Source organism: Gemmatimonadaceae bacterium (assembly GCA_020851035.1).
Classification (GTDB): domain Bacteria; phylum Gemmatimonadota; class Gemmatimonadetes; order Gemmatimonadales; family Gemmatimonadaceae; genus JACMLX01.
Map to the genome: position 1 here is coordinate 71328 of JADZDM010000020.1, position 17602 is coordinate 88929.

General features: G+C 70.6%; 12 protein-coding genes. 8 read left to right on the forward strand and 4 right to left on the reverse strand.

Annotated elements, in window-relative coordinates:
- Window position 1 precedes the first annotated feature (1 nt).
- Genes IT355_12485 through IT355_12495 form a run of 3 tightly spaced genes read right to left on the reverse strand, consistent with a single transcriptional unit; the run spans window position 2 to window position 7635 of the window.
- Window positions 2-868, reverse strand: a complete 867-nt coding sequence (locus IT355_12485; GenBank protein ID MCC7054073.1) for a sigma 54-interacting transcriptional regulator — start codon at window positions 866-868, stop codon at window positions 2-4.
- A 1-nt stretch (window position 869) separates the two neighbouring features.
- The gene (locus IT355_12490) at window positions 870-5408 is read right to left on the reverse strand and encodes a translocation/assembly module TamB (protein ID MCC7054074.1); all 4539 of its coding nucleotides are present in this window, start codon (window positions 5406-5408) and stop codon (window positions 870-872) included.
- A 4-nt stretch (window positions 5409-5412) separates the two neighbouring features.
- On the reverse strand, window positions 5413-7635 hold the full coding sequence (locus tag IT355_12495; protein MCC7054075.1) for a BamA/TamA family outer membrane protein: 2223 nt from the start codon (window positions 7633-7635) through the stop codon (window positions 5413-5415).
- A 352-nt stretch (window positions 7636-7987) separates the two neighbouring features.
- Here IT355_12495 and IT355_12500 point away from each other — a divergent pair, with 352 nt between their 5' ends.
- The 3 genes from IT355_12500 to IT355_12510 are packed head-to-tail and all read left to right on the forward strand — an operon-like array spanning window position 7988 to window position 12098.
- Window positions 7988-9562, forward strand: a complete 1575-nt coding sequence (locus IT355_12500; GenBank protein MCC7054076.1) for an ABC transporter substrate-binding protein — start codon at window positions 7988-7990, stop codon at window positions 9560-9562.
- Window positions 9559-10470 (forward strand): ABC transporter permease, encoded by a 912-nt coding sequence (locus tag IT355_12505; protein MCC7054077.1) that lies wholly within the window; start codon window positions 9559-9561, stop codon window positions 10468-10470. The genes IT355_12500 and IT355_12505 overlap by 4 nt, the downstream gene beginning before the upstream one ends.
- 26 nt (window positions 10471-10496) lie before the next feature.
- A complete protein-coding gene (locus IT355_12510; GenBank protein ID MCC7054078.1) occupies window positions 10497-12098 on the forward strand; it encodes a serine/threonine protein kinase in 1602 nt (533 codons plus the stop codon).
- A 288-nt stretch (window positions 12099-12386) separates the two neighbouring features.
- Here the strand turns inward: IT355_12510 and IT355_12515 are convergent, their stop codons facing one another.
- Complete coding sequence (locus IT355_12515) at window positions 12387-13409, reverse strand: NAD(P)/FAD-dependent oxidoreductase (protein ID MCC7054079.1); 1023 nt, start codon at window positions 13407-13409, stop codon at window positions 12387-12389.
- 81 nt (window positions 13410-13490) lie between these two features.
- On the opposite strand from IT355_12515, the gene IT355_12520 reads away from it, so the two are divergent.
- The 5 genes from IT355_12520 to IT355_12540 all read left to right on the forward strand — a co-directional run bounded on the left by IT355_12520 (window position 13491) and on the right by IT355_12540 (window position 17584).
- Complete coding sequence (locus IT355_12520; GenBank protein MCC7054080.1) at window positions 13491-14042, forward strand: cob(I)yrinic acid a,c-diamide adenosyltransferase; 552 nt, start codon at window positions 13491-13493, stop codon at window positions 14040-14042.
- Window positions 14043-14052: 10 nt separating this feature from the next.
- Window positions 14053-15120: a 3-dehydroquinate synthase gene (gene aroB / locus IT355_12525; GenBank protein MCC7054081.1), complete on the forward strand. Its 1068-nt coding sequence runs from the start codon at window positions 14053-14055 to the stop codon at window positions 15118-15120.
- Window positions 15121-15185: 65 nt separating this feature from the next.
- Complete coding sequence (locus IT355_12530; GenBank protein ID MCC7054082.1) at window positions 15186-15740, forward strand: 3D domain-containing protein; 555 nt, start codon at window positions 15186-15188, stop codon at window positions 15738-15740.
- Between the two features lie 300 nt (window positions 15741-16040).
- Window positions 16041-16934 carry an RNA polymerase sigma factor RpoD/SigA gene (locus tag IT355_12535; GenBank protein MCC7054083.1) on the forward strand — a complete coding sequence of 298 codons (894 nt, stop codon included), beginning with the start codon at window positions 16041-16043 and terminating at the stop codon, window positions 16932-16934.
- Window positions 16935-17119: 185 nt separating this feature from the next.
- Window positions 17120-17584, forward strand: coding sequence for a response regulator (locus IT355_12540; GenBank protein MCC7054084.1), 465 nt, complete (start codon window positions 17120-17122; stop codon window positions 17582-17584).
- Window positions 17585-17602 lie beyond the last annotated feature (18 nt).

Below are 17602 nucleotides of genomic sequence, written 5' to 3' on the forward strand. Positions count from 1 at the left end.
CTCAGGACGCCTCCATCGCGGTCGCGCCGGCCTGCTTCAGGCGAGTGATCAGTGTCATGCGGCTGATGCCGAGCTGCCGCGCCGCGTGGGTGCGGTTGCCCCGGCAGAGCGCCAGTGCGCGCAGCAGGTGCCAGCGCTCCACCTCGGCGAGCGTGGCGGTTGCCGGCGGCACGTCGCCATCGGCGGCGGTCGGCGCCAGGTGCGCGGCGCCGATGTGCGCCTGCCCGCGCGCACGCATCTGCGCGAGGGCCAGCGTCGCCTCCAGCTCGCGCAGGTTCTCGTCCCACGGGCGGGTGGAGAGCAGCGATTCCGCCGCGGGATCGCAGGACACCGGCAGCCCGGGATCGCCGTCGGCCGTCTGCGCGAGGATCGCCGACGCGAGGGCCAGCAGGTCGCCGGCCTCGCGGGCGGCGAGGGCCGGGAGCAGCATCGGCCAGGCGTGGAGGCGGTAGTAGAGCGACTCGCTGAAGGCACCGGCATTCACCAGCGCGACGATGTCGGCCGTGGTGGTGGCGAGCAGGCGCACGATGCGCCCGCGCTGGCGGGTGCGCTCCTCGAGCTCCTGCTGCGCCGCGAGCGGAAGCCGGTCGACATGGCGCAGCAGCAGCGTGGTGCCGTCCGGTGCGCCGGTCACCAGCTGGTGGAGGTCGCCGGCGGCGGCGTGCCGCGCGTCGAGCTCGAGCAGCGGGAGGTTGCGGTGCTCCGAGCCGGCGTGGATGCCGCGCGCCAGGTGGTGCTTGCCCAGGCCGCGCGCGCCCGCGATGAGCACCGGCCGGGTGGTGTCGCGGCGCAGCTCGCCGTCTCGCGCCGCGAGGGCGCGCATGGTGGTGCTCGTGCCGGTCAGCGGCAGCGGGACGGTGTCGCGCACGTCAGTACTCCCACTTCCGCGTGATGTCGAGGCCCCATTGCTGCGGCGTCGGGACGAAGTTGCGGGCGTTCACGTTGTTGCACTGCAGGAGGCTGGTGGGCGGCTCACGACCCACCGAGGCCGACAGCGATGTGCTGAAGCGATACTCCAGCTTCGCCCCGATCGAGTTCACGAACGGCTGGCTGCTGCTCACCTGGCCGGTGCCGAAGAGCTGGCACAGGCCGACGGTCGCACTCACGAACGTACGGCCGCCGATCTGCACGCCGCCACCGAGGCGCGTGCTGGCGAGCACCGAGGTCGCGCCGAACTCCTGCCCGCTCACGCCGCCGGCGGTCTGGATCTGGAACTGGTCGAAGCCGAGCGCACGCGCCACACGGTCGCCGAAGTAGCTGCCGATGGTCGGCAGGAGCACGCTGTAGGCCTGCGACGAGTACTGGTCGGCGGCGGTGGTCACGGCAAAGCTCGGGCGTCCGGTGAACAGGTAGCTGATGGCATCCGACTCGGAGAGCACCAGCGTGGGGTCGCCGCTGCCCAGCTTGAGTGTCGGCGCGACCAGCGTGCCGCCGATGGTCATGCGCACGGGGATGTCGCGGTCCTGGCGGGTGTACTGCCGCACGATGTTCACGGCCTGGATGTCGAGCGTGGGGTTCAGCTCGGGCTCGCCGAAGAACTTGAGCGTGCCGCGCTCGAGCTCGAAGGTGCGCTGCACCGCGCCGAAGCCGAGGTTGAGCCGATAGGTGCCGCGCTCGGCCAGCAGCGTGCCGTCGAGCGCGAGCTGCACGCGGGCGCTGTCCTGCCGCGCGCGGCCGAGCGTGACACCCACGTCGCCGGCCAGCTTGATGTTCGCCTCGGCGGAGCGCAGCCACACGTTGTTGCCCATCACCAGTCGCACGTCGCGCACCTCGAGGTTGCGCAGCAGCGGCGACGGGGCGGCCGCCAGCAGCGAGCGCCCCTGCGTGGTGGTGGTGTCGATCAGCGTGTAGAACTCCGGGTCGTCGATCGAGACCAGGTTCTTGGCCACCCCCAGTTCCGGGATGGTGATGTCGCCGGCGGGGATCGTGACGGTGCCGGTCAGCACCGAGCCGCGCTGGGTGCCGCGGATCTGCAGCCCGCCCGCGTCAGTGGACACGGCCAGCGTGGCGATGCGCGGCCGGTCGAAGATGCGGAGGTTGCTGGACTGGATCGCGAGGTCGAACGACGGGTCCGTGAGCGACGCGAAGCCGATGCGGCCGCTCAGGATCGCGCTGCCCCCGCGGGTGCCGGCGCCACTCACGGTCAGGCGCGGCAGCGAGAGGTTGTCCCCGGCGAAGCGCAGCTCGCCGTTCATCCCCACCATGCGCACGCCGAGCGGGGCGAAGTAGCTGGCCCCCTCGACCATGGTCACGCTGCCGTCCAGGCGCGGCTCGCGCACCGTGCCGCGCAGCTGCAGCTCCCCGGCCAGCGTGCCGCTGGCATCCGAGATCGCCGACGTCGCGGCCTCGAACAGCGCCAGCGGCGTGTTGCGCAGCAGCAGCGAGCCGCTGAGGGGGGCGTCCTGCTGCAGCGACGGGAAGGCATCCATGGTGGCCGTCACCGGCAGCGCCACCCGCGCCGAGAGCAGTGACGTGGCGCGATTGTGCTCGCTGAGCGAGACCTCGGCGCGGAAGCTGCTGTCGGCGTAGGTGCCGTCCACGCGCGCATCACCGATCTCGGTGGTGCCGACGGTGATCGCACTGGCACGTGCGACGAGTGACGCCGTGGGGGCCTCGCGCATCCCCTTCACCTGCAGGCGCCCCTCGAGCACGCCGGTCATCGTCCGCTCGCGGCGCGTGACCCACGCGATGTCGCGCAGCGGGATCTGCGCACCGTCCAGCACCATCGAGATGCTGTCGGCCTGCGGTACGCGCGCCCAGAGCCGCACCCGTGCGACCCCGGTGTCGCCGAGGACCAGCGAGTCGATGGCGGTGATGCCACGGGCCCGCGAGATGACGGCCGGGTGCAGCAGCGACCAGCGCGTGTTCGGCCCGCCCGCGAAGAGCTGGTCGATCGTTGCGACGGCCGAGTCGCCGGCACCGCGCAGGCGCGCCGCGATGCCCGCATGCACGCCACTGTCGGCCCGCGCGTCGATGGAAAACTGCCCGTCGCGCGCGGAGCTGAATGCGCCGGTGGCCGTCACCGTGGTGAAGCGCGCCGGCCCGAGCGCCACCGAGTCGGAGGTGAAGCGCAGCGCTCCACGTGGCAGGCCACGTACCCACGACCCCGACGCCGTGAGGTCGGCGGCTGACGCCATCATGCGGCCGCTCAGCAGGTCGCGCCCCGACAGCGACGCGCGGACGGTGACCGAGTCCAGCCAGCCGGCGAGCTGTGCGCGCAGGGTGGCGGTGCCGCCGAGCGAGTCGGGCGACTCGACGGACGCCGTGCTCAGGTACGGCCGGAGCCCGCCCAGCGAATCGGCGGTGAGGCGCAGCGACAGCGAGTCGCTGCGGTCGGCACGCAGGCCGATGCCGCCGCGCGCGATGAGCGAGAACGACGGCGACAGGATGCCGAGGGTGTCCAGGTGCGCGATGCCGTCGCGGAACGAGAACCGCGCCCGCCCCTCGTCCAGGCGCAGGCGGTCGGCACGCGACCGGTCGAGGGCGATGCCCGCGGTGCCGTCGAGGTTCGCGAGCGAGTCACCGCGCAGGTCGAGGTCCAGCAGGCCGTTGAGCTGCGTGACCGGCAGGGTGGGCTTCTCCAGCAGCGTGCGCAGGTCCATCCGGCCGAAGGCCGCCTGGCCGCGGATGGCGTAGCCGGCCGGCTCGATGTCCACGATGCCGCTGCCCGAGAGCGTGCCGCCGTCCCCGGTGAGCTGCCCCGTCACCGTCAGCGCCGCGATGGTGCCCTTCACCGTGATCGGGCCGGTGTAGGTGCCGCGCAGCGGCATCAGCGGGTAGGAGTTGCCCAGCATGCTGAGCGAGAGCGGCTCGGCATTGAGCTGCATGTCGTACAGCACGTACTTCGGCTCGAGCGTCATCCGGCCACCGCCGGTGACGTGCGACAGCGGCGTGTTGCTGCCGTCGTCGTGGAAAATGTCCATGTCGCGCACGCGGACGTCGTACCAGAGCGAGTCGAGCCGCGCCCGGCCGCGCACGAACCCGTTCACCTCGGCGAACTCGGGGTTCAGGAAGCGCGGGGTGCGCAGGTCGCCGCGGGTGAGCTCGAGGTCGAAGCCGCGGAATCGCGTGAACGCCGGGTAGAGGATGTCCACCTGCCCGCGACCGCTGCCGGCGCTGGTGGCGCCCGGCACGTTCGCGTCACGGAAGGTGAACTTCAGCTCGTCCACGTCGAAGCGGTGCAGCGGGCCGCCCTTCGCCTTCACGGTGCCGGTGAACTGGCCGCGCCAGGGGTACGGGAACGGGATGCCGTTGAACTGGCGCAGCAGCGCGAAGTCGAGCGGCTCGGCGCGCAGATCCACGTCGGTGAGCGTCACCACCGGGCCACCCACCCCCCAGGTCATGCGGCCGCGCAGGTGCGAGTCGTGGCTGCGCGCATCCATGTTGCTGATGGCGTACGTCAGCACGCGCAGGTTCGCCGGGTCGTTGCGGATGTGCAGGTCCATCGTGCCGCCGCCCTGCGTCGGGAACGTCTCGGTGAGCCAGTGGATGTCGTTCATCGCGACCTTCGAGCCGCGGATCGCGATGTCGTATCGCTCGGGCAGGTCGCTGCCCCACACGACCTTCCCTGTCGCAGACCCCTCGGAGGCCGGCAACTCGAAGTGCGGCAGTGCCAGCCAGATCGAGTCACCCTGCCAGCGCACGTCGCCGCGGATGTTGCTGAACCGGAACGGCGGGTCGAACTCGGCCACGTCCATGTCGGTGACGCGGAACAGCCGGGCGACCGTGTCGGGGTGCGCCATGCGCACGTGCGACAGCTCGAGGTGCCCCTCCTCCCACTTCCAGGTGCGCACGAACCCGCGCGGCCCGCGGCGGATCTGCGCGTTGGTGCGCGCGAGGTTGACGGCGATCGCGCTGTCGCGCCGCACCCCCGTGAGCGAGTCGGCGGGCGTCCACGGCATCGTCAGGAAGAACGTCCCGCGCGTCAGCGACACCGAGTCGAGGACGATGAACTCGCCGAACCCGCCCTTCGCCTTCGGCTTCGGCTTCCGGTCCTTCCGGAAGGCGTCGGCGAAGATGTGCTTGTAGTTCCAGTCCCCGTCCTTGTACTTGATGACCTGGACGAAGACGTTGTCGGTGATCAGCCGCTGGACGAGGATGCGGCGGTCGAGGAAGTCACGCGGGTCCCAGCGCATCGTGGTGCGGCCGACGGCCAGCAGCGGCACGCCGGCGCTGTCGGCAATCTCGATCGAGTCGATGGTGAGCCCGGTCAGGATCGGGCCGCTGATCGTCCCCAGGTGGAGCCGGCCCTTCACCACCGGGGCCATCTGCTGCACCACGACCCGCCGCACCCAGCCGCGCCCCATGTCGGTGCCGGTCACGAACAGCACCGAGCCCACCGCGCCGATCGCCATCAGCAGCACGGTGATGAGGCCCGAGGCCAGCACCAGGCGTCGGCGGCGGATCATCGCGTCAGAACGCCTGCCCGATCGCGAAGAAGAAGGTGAATGGCCCGAGCACGCCGCGGTTCAGGCGCGGGGCGTAGCTCCCGGGACAGCTCTTGTACGCGTTCTGCACGATCCGCACGAACGGCTTGCCGTCGCTGTCGACCCCCGGGCTCTCACCGGCGAGGATCGTGTTGCCGGGGCTCACGCACAGGAGGGCCTGCGAGCCATCCGCAAGCGGCAGCTCGTTGAAGTAGGCTGCGCCGGCGCGTGGCGCGTAGTCGTTGTAGCCGAAGTCGAGGCGGATCACGCCGATCGGCGAGAAGACGCGGGCACCGATGCCCGGCGTGACGCGGAGCGTGCTGTTGCGCAGGGTGGCATCACTGCCGCCGCGGCTCCACGTCTGGCCGACGTCCGTGAAGAGCGTCCACTGCAGCAGCGACGGCAGGAACGGGCTGCGGATCCGCAGTTCCACGTTGCCGACGGCCACGGTGTTGCCACCCACCGGCACGACGCGGAACGGCTGCACCGACGGGTTCACTTCGTAGTAGAACGAGTCGGCATGGACGGGTGACGGGCGACGCACGAAGCGCTGCGTCGCGATGCTGGTGTCGGGGCTCACGACGTAGGCCACCGGGCCCAGCTCGTTCTGCCGGAAGCCGCGCACCGTGGTGGGGCCGCCGGCATACAGGCGTTCCTGCGGCGGCACGAGGCGGTCGCTGCTCCCGAAGACGGCGCCGAGCTGCAGCCGCACCGCCAGCGTGGTGCCGAAGCCCAGCCCCCAGAACCGGCTCGCGTCGAGCACGGCGCTGCTGAACTTGAACGCCGAGTCGGAGAACGTCACCGGCGAGGCGTGCCGGATGGCGAGCCGCGTGAACGAGCCATGGCGCGGGTTGATCGGGTCGTCGGTGCGATCGCGCGTGAAGTTCGCGCCGATCACGCCGAGGCGACGGGTGTTCGTGAAGACGTCACGATCCTCCGGCGCGCACCGGTTGAGCACCGAGCAGAAGAGCGCCGGCTGCGCCTCGGTCCTGCCGAGGCTGAGGTCGTAGGCCAGCGTCACCGGCACCCGCGGCGCCGCCTGCAGCGTGACGCTGGCAATGGCACCGATCGGCGTGGTGCGGCGGTAGGCCTTGAACTCGCCGCGCTTCTCGCTGTACAGCGTCAGTTCCGGGATGCGCAGCCCGCCGGGCCCCACCGGCGGGCGCAGCGTCGCCCCCACGTAGTAATTGAGCTCGTCGCTGTACGGGTCGTTGCCATTCGCCACCGCGCCGCACAGCCCGTCGGCCCACGAGTAGTCCATCGGGCGGCCGGTGCCGATCTTGCTCACCCGGCCGGTGACCTCGAGCCGGCGGGCGCGGCTGAAGAGGTTGCGGTCGGTGTACTGCAGCTGCGTGCGGAAGCAGTCGAGCGTGCCGAACCCCGCACTCACCGTGCGGCTGTGCATGAAGCGTTCGGCCACGTTCACCACCATGTCCACCGTCGCGCTGTCGCGCGTGGACGTGAGGGAGTCGCGCAGGCGCGGCTCGATGCGCACCTGCTGGTAGGCATCGGTGAGGTAGAGCGCACGCGTGGCACGCTCCACCTCGTGCTGCTCGTATCGCTGCCCGCGCCGCAGTCCCACGATGCCCCGCACCACGTCGGATGGGATCTCCTGGCGCCGCCCCTCGCGCGACACCGCCTGCACGACCACGTCGCCGATGGTCACCCGCGGCCCCGGGCGCACCGAGAACTCCACCACCGCCTGCCGGTTGGTGGAGTCCGCGCCCTCGCCGCGGAGCACGTCCGTGGCGAGAAACACCTGGGCGAAGGGATACCCCACGTTCGAGAGCCGGCGCCGCAGCGTGTCGCGGCTCTGCTCCAGCAGGTACAGGTCGAATGCCTGCCCGCGCGCGATCGGCAGGTTGCGCAACACGCGCTCCCGCTCGGCGATCAGCCCCACACCGGTGACGCGCAGCGTGTCGATCCGCGTCGGTCGGCCCTCGCGGATGGTGAACCGGACATCCATCAGCCGTGCCTCGCGCTGCACGGTCGTGTCCACCTGCACGTCGGGATAGCCGCGCCGGCGATAGTAGATCACGAGGCGTGCGCGGTCGATCGCCACCAGCCCGGGGTTGGCGCAGCGCGCATCACCGAGCACGCTGCCGATCACCGGGGCGCGCCGCTTCACGTCGGAGGCGGTGAGGGCGATGAGCCCCGCGAGCTGCCCGTCGGTGAACGCCCGGTTGCCGATGAACGACAGCGACCGCACTTCGAGCTCTGCCGGATCGCACGCGCCCCGCTGCGCATGGAGCGCGAGCGGACTCGCCAGGCCAAGGCACACCGCGACGCCGTGCAGGCAGCGCCGGAGGAGGCGCGCCTCACTCCAGGCCCGATGGGAGAATGCGATGGCAGCGCGCGGCGGCAGTGGACGGACCGAGGGAACGATTGACGGTGTCGCGCGACCGCGCACGACGGGAGCGGTTGGCACCCTTGTTGAACCGGCCGTAAGTTCACGCCCGTGCCTCCCGGTGTCAACGACGTACGCGCTTTCACGACAACGGGTTAGCTCGTTTCGGCGCCCCGTCGCCACGCCCCCGTCTCCCATCCCTGTCCCGACCGTGATGCCACCACTCAGACGCCACGTACCGGCGCTCATCGCCGTGATCTTCCTGGCGGCCTGCGGCGGCGGCGACTCCGGCCCACCGCGGCGCGCCATCGTCGACAGCCGCGACACGTACGACCCGCGCTCCTTCGATCCCGCCCTGTCCACCGACGTGCCGACCGGGCGCGCCGTCGGGTACGTCTTCGAGGGGCTGACGCGCTTCTCCCCCGACGCGCAGGTGGAACCGGCGCTCGCCTCGTCGTGGACCGTGTCGCCGGATGGCCGCATCTGGCGGTTCACCCTGCGGCAGAACGTGAAGTTCCACGACGGCACGGCATTCACCGCCCGCCACGTGGTCGGCAGCTTCACGCGCGTGCTCGACCCGAAGACCCGCGGCGGGCGCGGGTGGCCGCTCTTCCCGATTGCCGGCGCCACCGAGTTCGCCGCCGGCACGGCGACCGCCATCCGCGGCCTGCGCATCGAGAACGACAGCACCATCGAGATCACGCTCACCGAACCGTTCGCGATCTTCCCGAAGCTGCTGGCGATGCCGGTGGCGTCGATCGTCCCGTCGTCGGTGCCGGCGGACTTCGGCGAGAAGCCGGTCGGCACCGGCCCCTGGAAGCTCGCCGAGTGGAAGCACGACGACTTCGTCCGCTTCGTGCGCAACGAGACCTACTGGGGCGAGAAGCCGGTGCAGGACACGCTCGTCGCCCGCATCATCCCCGAGCTGAGCACCGCGGTCGCCGAGTTCGAGTCGGGCAACGTCGACCTGCTCTACATCCCCGAGGCCGAGACGCGGCAGTGGGAGCAGACGGAGGAGAAGAAGGGGTTGCTCCAGGCCGCGCCGGTCCTGCGACTCTGGTACGTCGCGATGAACACCACCCGGGGCCCGCTGGCCGACGCGCGTGTGCGACGCGCGATCAACCACGCGATCGACACCCGCGCCATCCTCACCCAGCTGCTCGGCGGCCGCGGGCGGCTCGCCGCCGGCGTGATTCCGCCGGCGCTGGAGGGCGCCGACACCCTGCGCGCGCCGTACGCCCACGACGTGGCGAAGGCCCGGGCGCTGCTGACCGAGGCCGGATTCCCGGGCGGCATCACCCTCCGGCTCTGGTGCTCGCAGGACGCCACCCAGTCGCGGGTCGCGCAGGCCATCCAGGGCTACCTCAAGGAGGCCGGCATCACCGCCGAGCTGGTGCAGCGCGAGAGCGCCAGCATGCGCGAGGCCGCGCGCAAGGGTGAGGCCGACCTGGTGCTGAAGGACTGGTATGCCGACTACCCCGATGCCGAGAACTTCCTCTACCCGCTGCTCCACTCGGCGAACGCCGGCGTGGGCGGCAACGTGAGCTTCTTCCGCGATCCGGCGTTCGACTCGGTGGTGACGGCGTCCCGGCGCGAGACCGATCTCCCGCGGCGCATCGCGCTCTACCAGCGGGCCGACAGCATTGCCTTCGCCCAGGCGCCGATGGTCTTCCTGTTCTTCTACAACGAGCTGTACGCCGTGCAGCCCTGGCTGAAGAACTGGACCGCGCCGACGATCTTCAACGGCCAGCGGATGATCGGCACGCGCATCGACCGCGCTGCGCCGTGACCTTCCTCGCACGCCGGCTGCTGCTCGCCATCCCCACGCTCGCCGGCGTGCTGGTTGCAGTGTTCCTGCTGCTGTACGTCGCCCCCGGCGACCCGGTGCAGCAGATGGTCGGCGAGCGCGCCGACAGCGTCACCATCGCGCGGCTCCGCGCGGAGCTCAGGCTCGACGAGCCGCTGCCGGTCCAGTTCGCGAGCTATGCCGGCGGCGTGCTGCGTGGTGACCTCGGCCGCAGCTACATCACCGGCCGCCCCATCATGCAGGACATCCGCGAGCGCTTCCCGAAGACGGCGCAGCTGGCCCTCGCGGCGATGGCGCTGGCCATCGTCCTTGGCATCGGCATCGGGATCCTGGCCGCGCTGCGGCCGGCCGGCGCCTTCGACAAGGTGCTGATGGGCGCCACCTACCTCGGCATCAGCTTCCCGGTGTTCTGGGTCGGCCTGCTCCTCATCCTGCTCTTCGCGCTCACCCTGCGCTGGCTGCCACCCAGCGGCTACGGCGGCGGGCTGGTGCTGATCCTGCCCGCGCTCACGCTCGGGTCACGCAGCATCGCCTACCTCGCCCGTGTCACGCGCTCGAGCATGCTCGACGCCATGTCGAGCGACCACGTCCGCACCGCTCGCGCCAAGGGGCTGTCGAGCGGGGCGGTGGTCCTCCGGCACGGCCTGCGCACCGCACTGATCCCGGTGGTGACCGTGCTCGGGCTCGACGTCGGCAGCTACCTCACCGGCAGCATCCTCACCGAGACCGTGTTCGGATGGCCGGGCCTGGGGCGCTACGTGGTGAACGCGATCTCCCGGCGGGACCTTCCGGCGATCCAGGGAACGGTGCTCTTTCTGAGTGTCGTCTTCGTGCTCGTGAACCTGGTGACCGACCTCGCCTACAAGCGGGCGGATCCGCGCGTGGCGTAGGTGGCCTTCCACAGAATGGAGCGTGCATGAGCGAGGACCTCGCGGCACTGAGCCGGACGCTCGGGGATCGGTACCTGCTCGAGCATGAGCTCGGACGCGGTGGCATGGGGACCGTGTACCTCGCTCGTGATCGCCGGCTCGACCGCCCGGTGGCACTCAAGGTGCTGCCACCCGAGTTCGCGTCCGTGCCGGAGCTGCGCGAGCGGTTCCTCCGCGAGACCCGCCTCGCGGCCGGCTTCTCGCACCCCAACATCGTCCCGGTCTTCGCCATCGAGGAGACCGACGATGTCCTCGCCTTCGCGATGGGGTTCGTCGAGGGGGAGGCGCTCTCGGCGCGTGTCGCACGCGAGGGGCCGTTGTCGCAGCGTGATGCCGTCCGGCTCATGACCGATGTCGGCTACGCCCTCGCATATGCGCATGGGCGCGGCGTCGTGCATCGCGACATCAAGCCGGACAACATCATGATCGAGCGCGCGACCGGCCGCGCGCTGGTCATGGATTTCGGCATCGCGCGCGCGATCACGCCCGTCGCCGACAAGCCGGGCCTCACGCGCATCGGCGAGGTGGTGGGCACGCCGGAGTACATGAGCCCCGAACAGGCGGCGGGCGAGGCGGTGGATGGCCGTGCCGACCTCTACTCGCTGGGCCTGGTGGCCTGGTTCGCGCTCGCCGGCCGCACCGCCGTCACGGGTGAGAGCACGCAGCGCATCCTGGTCAAGCAGCTCACCGAGGTCATCCCGCCGCTGGCTGGCGTGCGCACTGACCTGCCCCCTGCGCTCAGCGGCGCCGTGGATCGCTGCTGCGCGAAGGAGGCTGACGACCGGTTTCCAAACGCCGAGGCGCTGGTCGAGGCACTCGACGCGGCGCAGCTGTCGACGCCCGAGATCCCGGTGGCGATCCGCCTGCTCGCCCCGGAGTTGTCGAGCAGCACGGCACGCGCAGTCATCAGTGTAGGTGTGCTCGCATTCGGCACAGCCTCCCTCGTCGCCACGCAGAATGGCAATACGTTCGCCATTGGTGTCGTGATCGCGGCCACCGCTGTCGCTGGGACGGTGGCCGCGCTGCGCGAGGCCGGTCATCTGCGCAGATCCGGCTACTCCATTGCGGAGCTGCAGCGGCTGTTGCGCGTGACGCTCACCGAGCGCGACGAGGAACGCGCGCGCCGCGCCACCGACACCGTGGAGGTTCGCAAGCGGCGTCGACGCGTGCTGCTCGCCGGGGCATTGCTGGTGTTGCAGGCGGCGCTGCTCGCCGCACTGTTCTCCAAGGCAGGCCGGGACGGCAACATCCATCTGAAGGGCACACCGTCAACGCTCGCCTTCTTCGCAAGCGTGCTCGGCACCACGATGGCGATCGCGATCCTCAGCACCAGCCCGTTCAAGCGCACGCTGACAGAACGACTCTTCAACGCCGTCTGGCTCGGTCGCGCCGGTGCGTGGTTACTGGCGCGATTCTCCCGCGGAAGCGGCAAAGTGCACATCGACGCGCCGGCTCCCGTGCGCCGCACGGCTCCAACGCCCGCAGCGTCACGCCAAGCGGGCGCACAGCTCCCGTCGCTCGACGGTCTCGCGGCCGACGTCTCCGCCCTTGCCGCGCGCGTCAGCGCGCTCGAGTCACGTCAGCGCTGACAACTACCGCAACTGCAAACTGCTTGAACGCAAAGACGCGAAGCGGCCTGCGGCCGCCGCAAAGGAGCAGGAGCCCTGCGCCCTGCGCGACACGTCTGCGCGCCATCGCGTTGAATACTTGAGGGGAACTGCGGTTGCGGTTGCAGTTCCCCCGGCATTTCCGATGCCCCTCGCTCCGCAGAGGCCCGAGCCCAGCACAGAAGGCCGGCCTCTTTGCGGCGGCCGCAGGCCGCTTCGCGTCTTTGCGTTCAAGCAGTTTGCAGTTGCTGTTTGACGAACAGCGCAGACCTAGTCGGCCGTCTGCCCGAAGATCGCGAGGTTCGACGAATGCCCCGGATTCACCTTCTTCTCCGGGTAGATCCAGTGGACCGCCTGGTTGACCGCCGTCGCGGCCTCACCGAAGCCGACCGAGATCAGCTTCAGCTTGCCCGGATAGGTCGTGATGTCGCCCGCCGCATAGATCCCCGCGCGGCCCGTCTCCATCTGCGGCGTCACGCAGAGCTCGTCCTTCGTGCAGTTGAGGCCCCACTGCGCCAGGGCGCCGATGTCGCTCACGAAGCCCAGCATCGGCAGGACGACGTCAGCCTGGATCTCGCGCAGCACCTTGTCCTTCGTGCCGCGCAGGACCACCCCGGTCAGCACCTCACCGCCGCTCGACACCACGTCGTGGATCTCGTGGAACGTGACCACCTCGGTGGCGTCCCCGCGCGCGGCGGCCGCCAGGACGTCGTCCACCGTGGCCTGGTGCGCGCGGAACCGGTCGCTGCGATGCACCAGCGTGACGTGCAGTGCCCGAGGCCGGAGCTGCTGCGCCCAGTCGAAGGCACTGTCGCCACCGCCCACGATCACCACGCGCTTGTTCGTGTAGCGGGCGGGATCCTGCACGCTGTCGTCGATGCCGCGCCCGTACCACGCGTGCGTGGCCACCTGCGGCAGCTTGCGTGGCGCGAAGGCCCCGATGCCACCCGCAATCACCACGCTGCGCGTGGGGAAGTCCCCGTCGGTGGTGCGCAGCACGAAATGCCCATCCACCTCGTCCAGGCCGATCACGGTCCGGTTGAGGTGCAGCGGGCTCCCGAACTGCGCCGCCTGGTCGTGCAGCCCGCCCACCAGCGTCTTCGCCAGCACGTGCGGGAACCCCGCCACGTCGAAGATCATCTTCTCGGGATAGAGCGCCGCCAGCTGGCCGCCCACCTGCGGCAGCGCGTCGATCACCTGCGCCGAGATGCCACGCATGCCGGCATAGAACAGCGCGTACAGCCCGGTCGGGCCGGCGCCGATGATCGTGAGGTCCCTGAGCTCGTGAGTCATGGTGCCGGAATACTCACCGGCCCACCCTCCCGGTGAAACCCCTCCCCGGTCCCCGGCGCCCCGACCGGCTAACTTCCCGCCATGGCATACAAGATCTACACCCGCACGGGTGACAAGGGCGACACCGGCCTGTTCGGGGGTGGGCGCGTGGCAAAGGACGACCCGCGCGTCGAGGCGTACGGCGAAGTCGACGAGCTCAATGCCTCCGTCGGCATGGCCCGCGCGGTGGAACTCATGCCGCGCATCGACGAGGTGCTCGTGCCGGTCCAGCGCGACCTGTTCGGCATCGGCGCGATCCTCGCCACCCCCGACCGGGAGAAGATGGCGGAGCAGCTCCGGAAGGCGCGCATCGACGAGGAACGCATCGAGGAGCTGGAGCGCGCCATCGACGCCGGCGAGGCAGAGCTCGAGCCGCTGACGGCGTTCATCGTGCCGGGCGGCACCCCCAAGGCGGCGGCCCTGCACGTCGCCCGCACGGTCTGTCGCCGCGCCGAGCGCCGCGTGGTGCGGCTGCAGCACGATGCCGACGTGCCGGAACTGGTGGTGATCTACCTGAACCGCCTCTCCGACCTGCTCTTCACGCTGGCCCGCGTCGCCAACCGTCGCGCCGGTGCCGGCGAAGTGACCTGGTAGCCGCGGCCAGGTGACGGTCACCACCTGCCACACGCTGCCGTACCCGGTGCACGTCGGGTACGGACTGCTGGACACGCTGCCGACGCTCGTCCCGGCGCTCCGCACCGCCCACCGCATTGCCGTCATCTCCGACGACGTGGTGGCCCCGCTGCACGCCGGCCGGCTCGCCGCCGCGCTCGGCGAGGATCGCAGCCTGCTCATCGCCCTCCCGCCCGGCGAGGACCAGAAGACCCGCGAGACGTGGGCGCAGGTCACCGACGCCCTGCTCGCGGCGAGGTTCGGCCGCGACAGCCTCCTCATCGCGCTGGGCGGTGGCGTGATCTGCGACCTGACGGGCTTCGTCGCCGCCACCTACCTCCGCGGCATTCCCGTCGTGCACCTGCCCACCACGCTGCTCGCGATGGTCGATGCGTCGATCGGCGGCAAGACCGGTGTGGACACGCCCCACGGCAAGAACCTCGTCGGCGCGTTCCACCCGCCGACGGCGGTGGTGGCCGACCTCGACACGCTGCGCACCCTCCCTCCGATGGAGCTGATCAACGGCCTCGCCGAGGCGCTCAAGCACGGCGTGATCCGCGATGCGGCGTACTTCGCGATGATCGGCGGGATCGATCCCGCCGATGCCGACTGGCAGGCGATCGTCGCGCGGAGCGTGGAGATCAAGGCCGCCGTCGTGGCCGCCGACGAACGCGAAGGCGGGTTGCGGAAGATCCTCAACTTCGGCCACACGATCGGTCACGCCGTGGAGCAGCTCATGGCCTTCACCGTGCCGCACGGCGCCTGCGTGGCCTTCGGCATGCTGGCCGAGGCCCGCATCGCGGTCGCCCTTGGCCTCTGCGACCCCGCGCTCGTGCGGATGCTGCAGGCGGCGCTCGGGCATCTCGGCCTGCCGGTGACGCTGCCCACCGTCCTCAGCGCCGAGGTCGTGGTGGACGCCACCAGCAGCGACAAGAAGGCCCGCGGCGGTGTCGTGGAGTACGCATTGCCCGCAGCGTGCGGGTCGATGGCCGGCGCAGCGTGTGGCTACGGCATTCCGGTGCCGCGCGACGTGGCCATCGCGGCGCTGCGCGGGGCGTGAACGCGGTGCCGCCGCCGGCGTCCAGGCAGCGTCGGCGCCGGCGGAAGCGACAGCGCATCCGGATCGTGCTCGAACTGCTGGTCGGCGGCGCGGCGATCTGGTTCGTCGCACACCCGTCTCCGCTGCCCACGCCGCCGCCGGCCGTGGCGCCCGACGCCCTGCCGGACGAAAGCGTCGGCGGGGCACCAGGCACCGACAGCGGAACCGGTGGGCGCCCCGACACGGTGGCGACGGTCGCCCCATCGCGTCGCACGGGCCGGCTGCAGCCTGCGGTGCCAGTGCCCAGCGGCCACCTGTTCCGCAGCATCGAGGATCGTGCGCGCGCCGGCGAGCGCGTGGCCGTGAGTGTGACCGCCTACTGCCTGCAGGGGCGCACGCGGCGCGGCAATCCGGTGCGCGCCGGCATCATCGCGGTGGACCGGGCCCTGTTCCCGCTCGGGCGGGAGGTCGAGCTCTTCTTCGGGCGACGCTCGTACGGCCGGTTTCTGGCCGACGACACCGGCGGCGCGATCAAGGGCGGCCGGATCGACGTCTGGATGTCCGACTGCACCGCCGCGCGCCGCTTCGGTCGCCGTCGCGGGTACGCGCAGCTGGTGCGCAAGGAGACTCCGGCCCGCTGACGATCGCGTGGTGCGGATGTCGTTGCACGGCGACAACTTGAACCGGACACATCTATTCGCTGTGTGTCAGGAAGTTTACAGTCACCGCTGTCAGGCAGATGGTAACCCCGGGTTTTTCCCCGGGATAATGCACGATTGTCCACTTTTCCTGACACTTGACATGTAAGTATTCCGTGACGGTTATTGTGGCCGTGAATCCGGGCCGACCCGGCTTCCACCATCAGCCGACCAGCCCTCGACTCGATGCGAACACGAAGGCTGGCGGCGCAACCAGCGTCGCTCTGGCATCAGGGAGACTCCATGGAGAAGGTCGCGACTCAGCGCAGCCGTCAGGCAGCCCGGTCCAGCAGTGGAAGCACTTTCGACCAGTACCTCGCCGACATCAAGCGTCTCCCGCTGATCGGCAGTGTGGCAGAGGAGCGGGCACTCGCCCGCCTTGCCCAGCAGGGTGATGTGGCGGCTGCCGAGCGGCTCGTGACGGCCAACCTGCGTTTCGTGATCAGCTACGTGAAGAAGTACCAGGGCCATGGGCTGGACCTGGCCGAGCTGGTTGCCATCGGCAATGAAGGGCTGCTGAAGGCGGTGCGGAAGTTCGATCCGGACCAGGGCGTCAAGTTCATCTCGTACGCCGTCTGGTGGGTGCGCCAGGCCGTCCTGAAGGCGCTCGCCGAGCAGACGCGCAGCATCCGCGTGCCGCTGAACCAGAACTCCGCGCTGCTCCGCATGGCCAAGGCCGAGCAGATCCTTGCCGGCAAGCTCAATCGTGAGCCCACCGATGCCGAGCTGGGCGCGATGATCAACGAGGACGCCGAGACGGTCCGGGCCCAGCGCCAGATGACCACCAGCGAAACCTCGCTCGACGCGCCTGTCGACAAGTCGGACCGCGACGCCAGCACCCTCGGTGAGCGCTTCTCGGTCAGCGACGGCCGCGACATCGAGGAGGCCACCGACGAACGCCTGATGCGCGTGTTCGTGAAGGATGCCATCCAGAAGCACCTCACCATCCGCGAGCGCCAGATCCTCACGATGTACTACGGCCTCGACGATGCCGCCGAGCCGATGACCCTCGAGCGGATCGGTGACCTGCTCGGTGTCACCCGGGAGCGCATCCGGCAGATCCGGGAGCGCGCCTTCGAGAAGCTGCGTGAGAGCGCGGACGGCTCGGCCCTGGCGGGGTTCTGGCAGGTCGCCTGACCGCATGATCCCGGCCGGCGACCCGCCGGCCGGCTGCCCCACCCGCACGCCACTGCATGCCCACCACGACAGGCCCCACCGTCGTGGTGGGCATGTGCGTTCGTTAATGATTTCGTCGCAAAGTGGGTGCTGTACAGCCGCCATGACGGGTGTAGCTTGGACGTCCCTCCCACCGCTGCTCCCGCATGATCCCCACGAAGGCGACGTCGTCGGAGTTCGCGACCTCGCTCGCTGCCACGCAGGCCCGCGCGACCGGACGGTCGCTGCTCATCGTCGATGATGAAGTGACCATCCGCAACGCGCTGCGCCGGTTCTTCGTGCGCCGCGGCTGGGCGGTGGTCGACGCCGCCGACGGCGAACAGGCCCGCGCGCTGCTGCTCGACGGCGCACACGTCGGCGCGGGTTTCGACGCGATCATCACCGACATGCGCATGCCGCACCTCACGGGCATCGCACTGCACCAGTGCGTCCACGAGCGCTGTCCCGCGGTTGCTCAGCGCTTCATCTTCTCGTCCGGCGACACCGGCGACGATGCATCGACCGGCTACATCCGGGGCAGTGACTGCGCGGTGCTGCAGAAGCCGTTCGACCTCGCGCGGCTGCTCGCGCTGGTGGACGCGATGCCCCCGGTGGCTGGCCAGCCGAACTGACGACGGCGCGGCGACCGG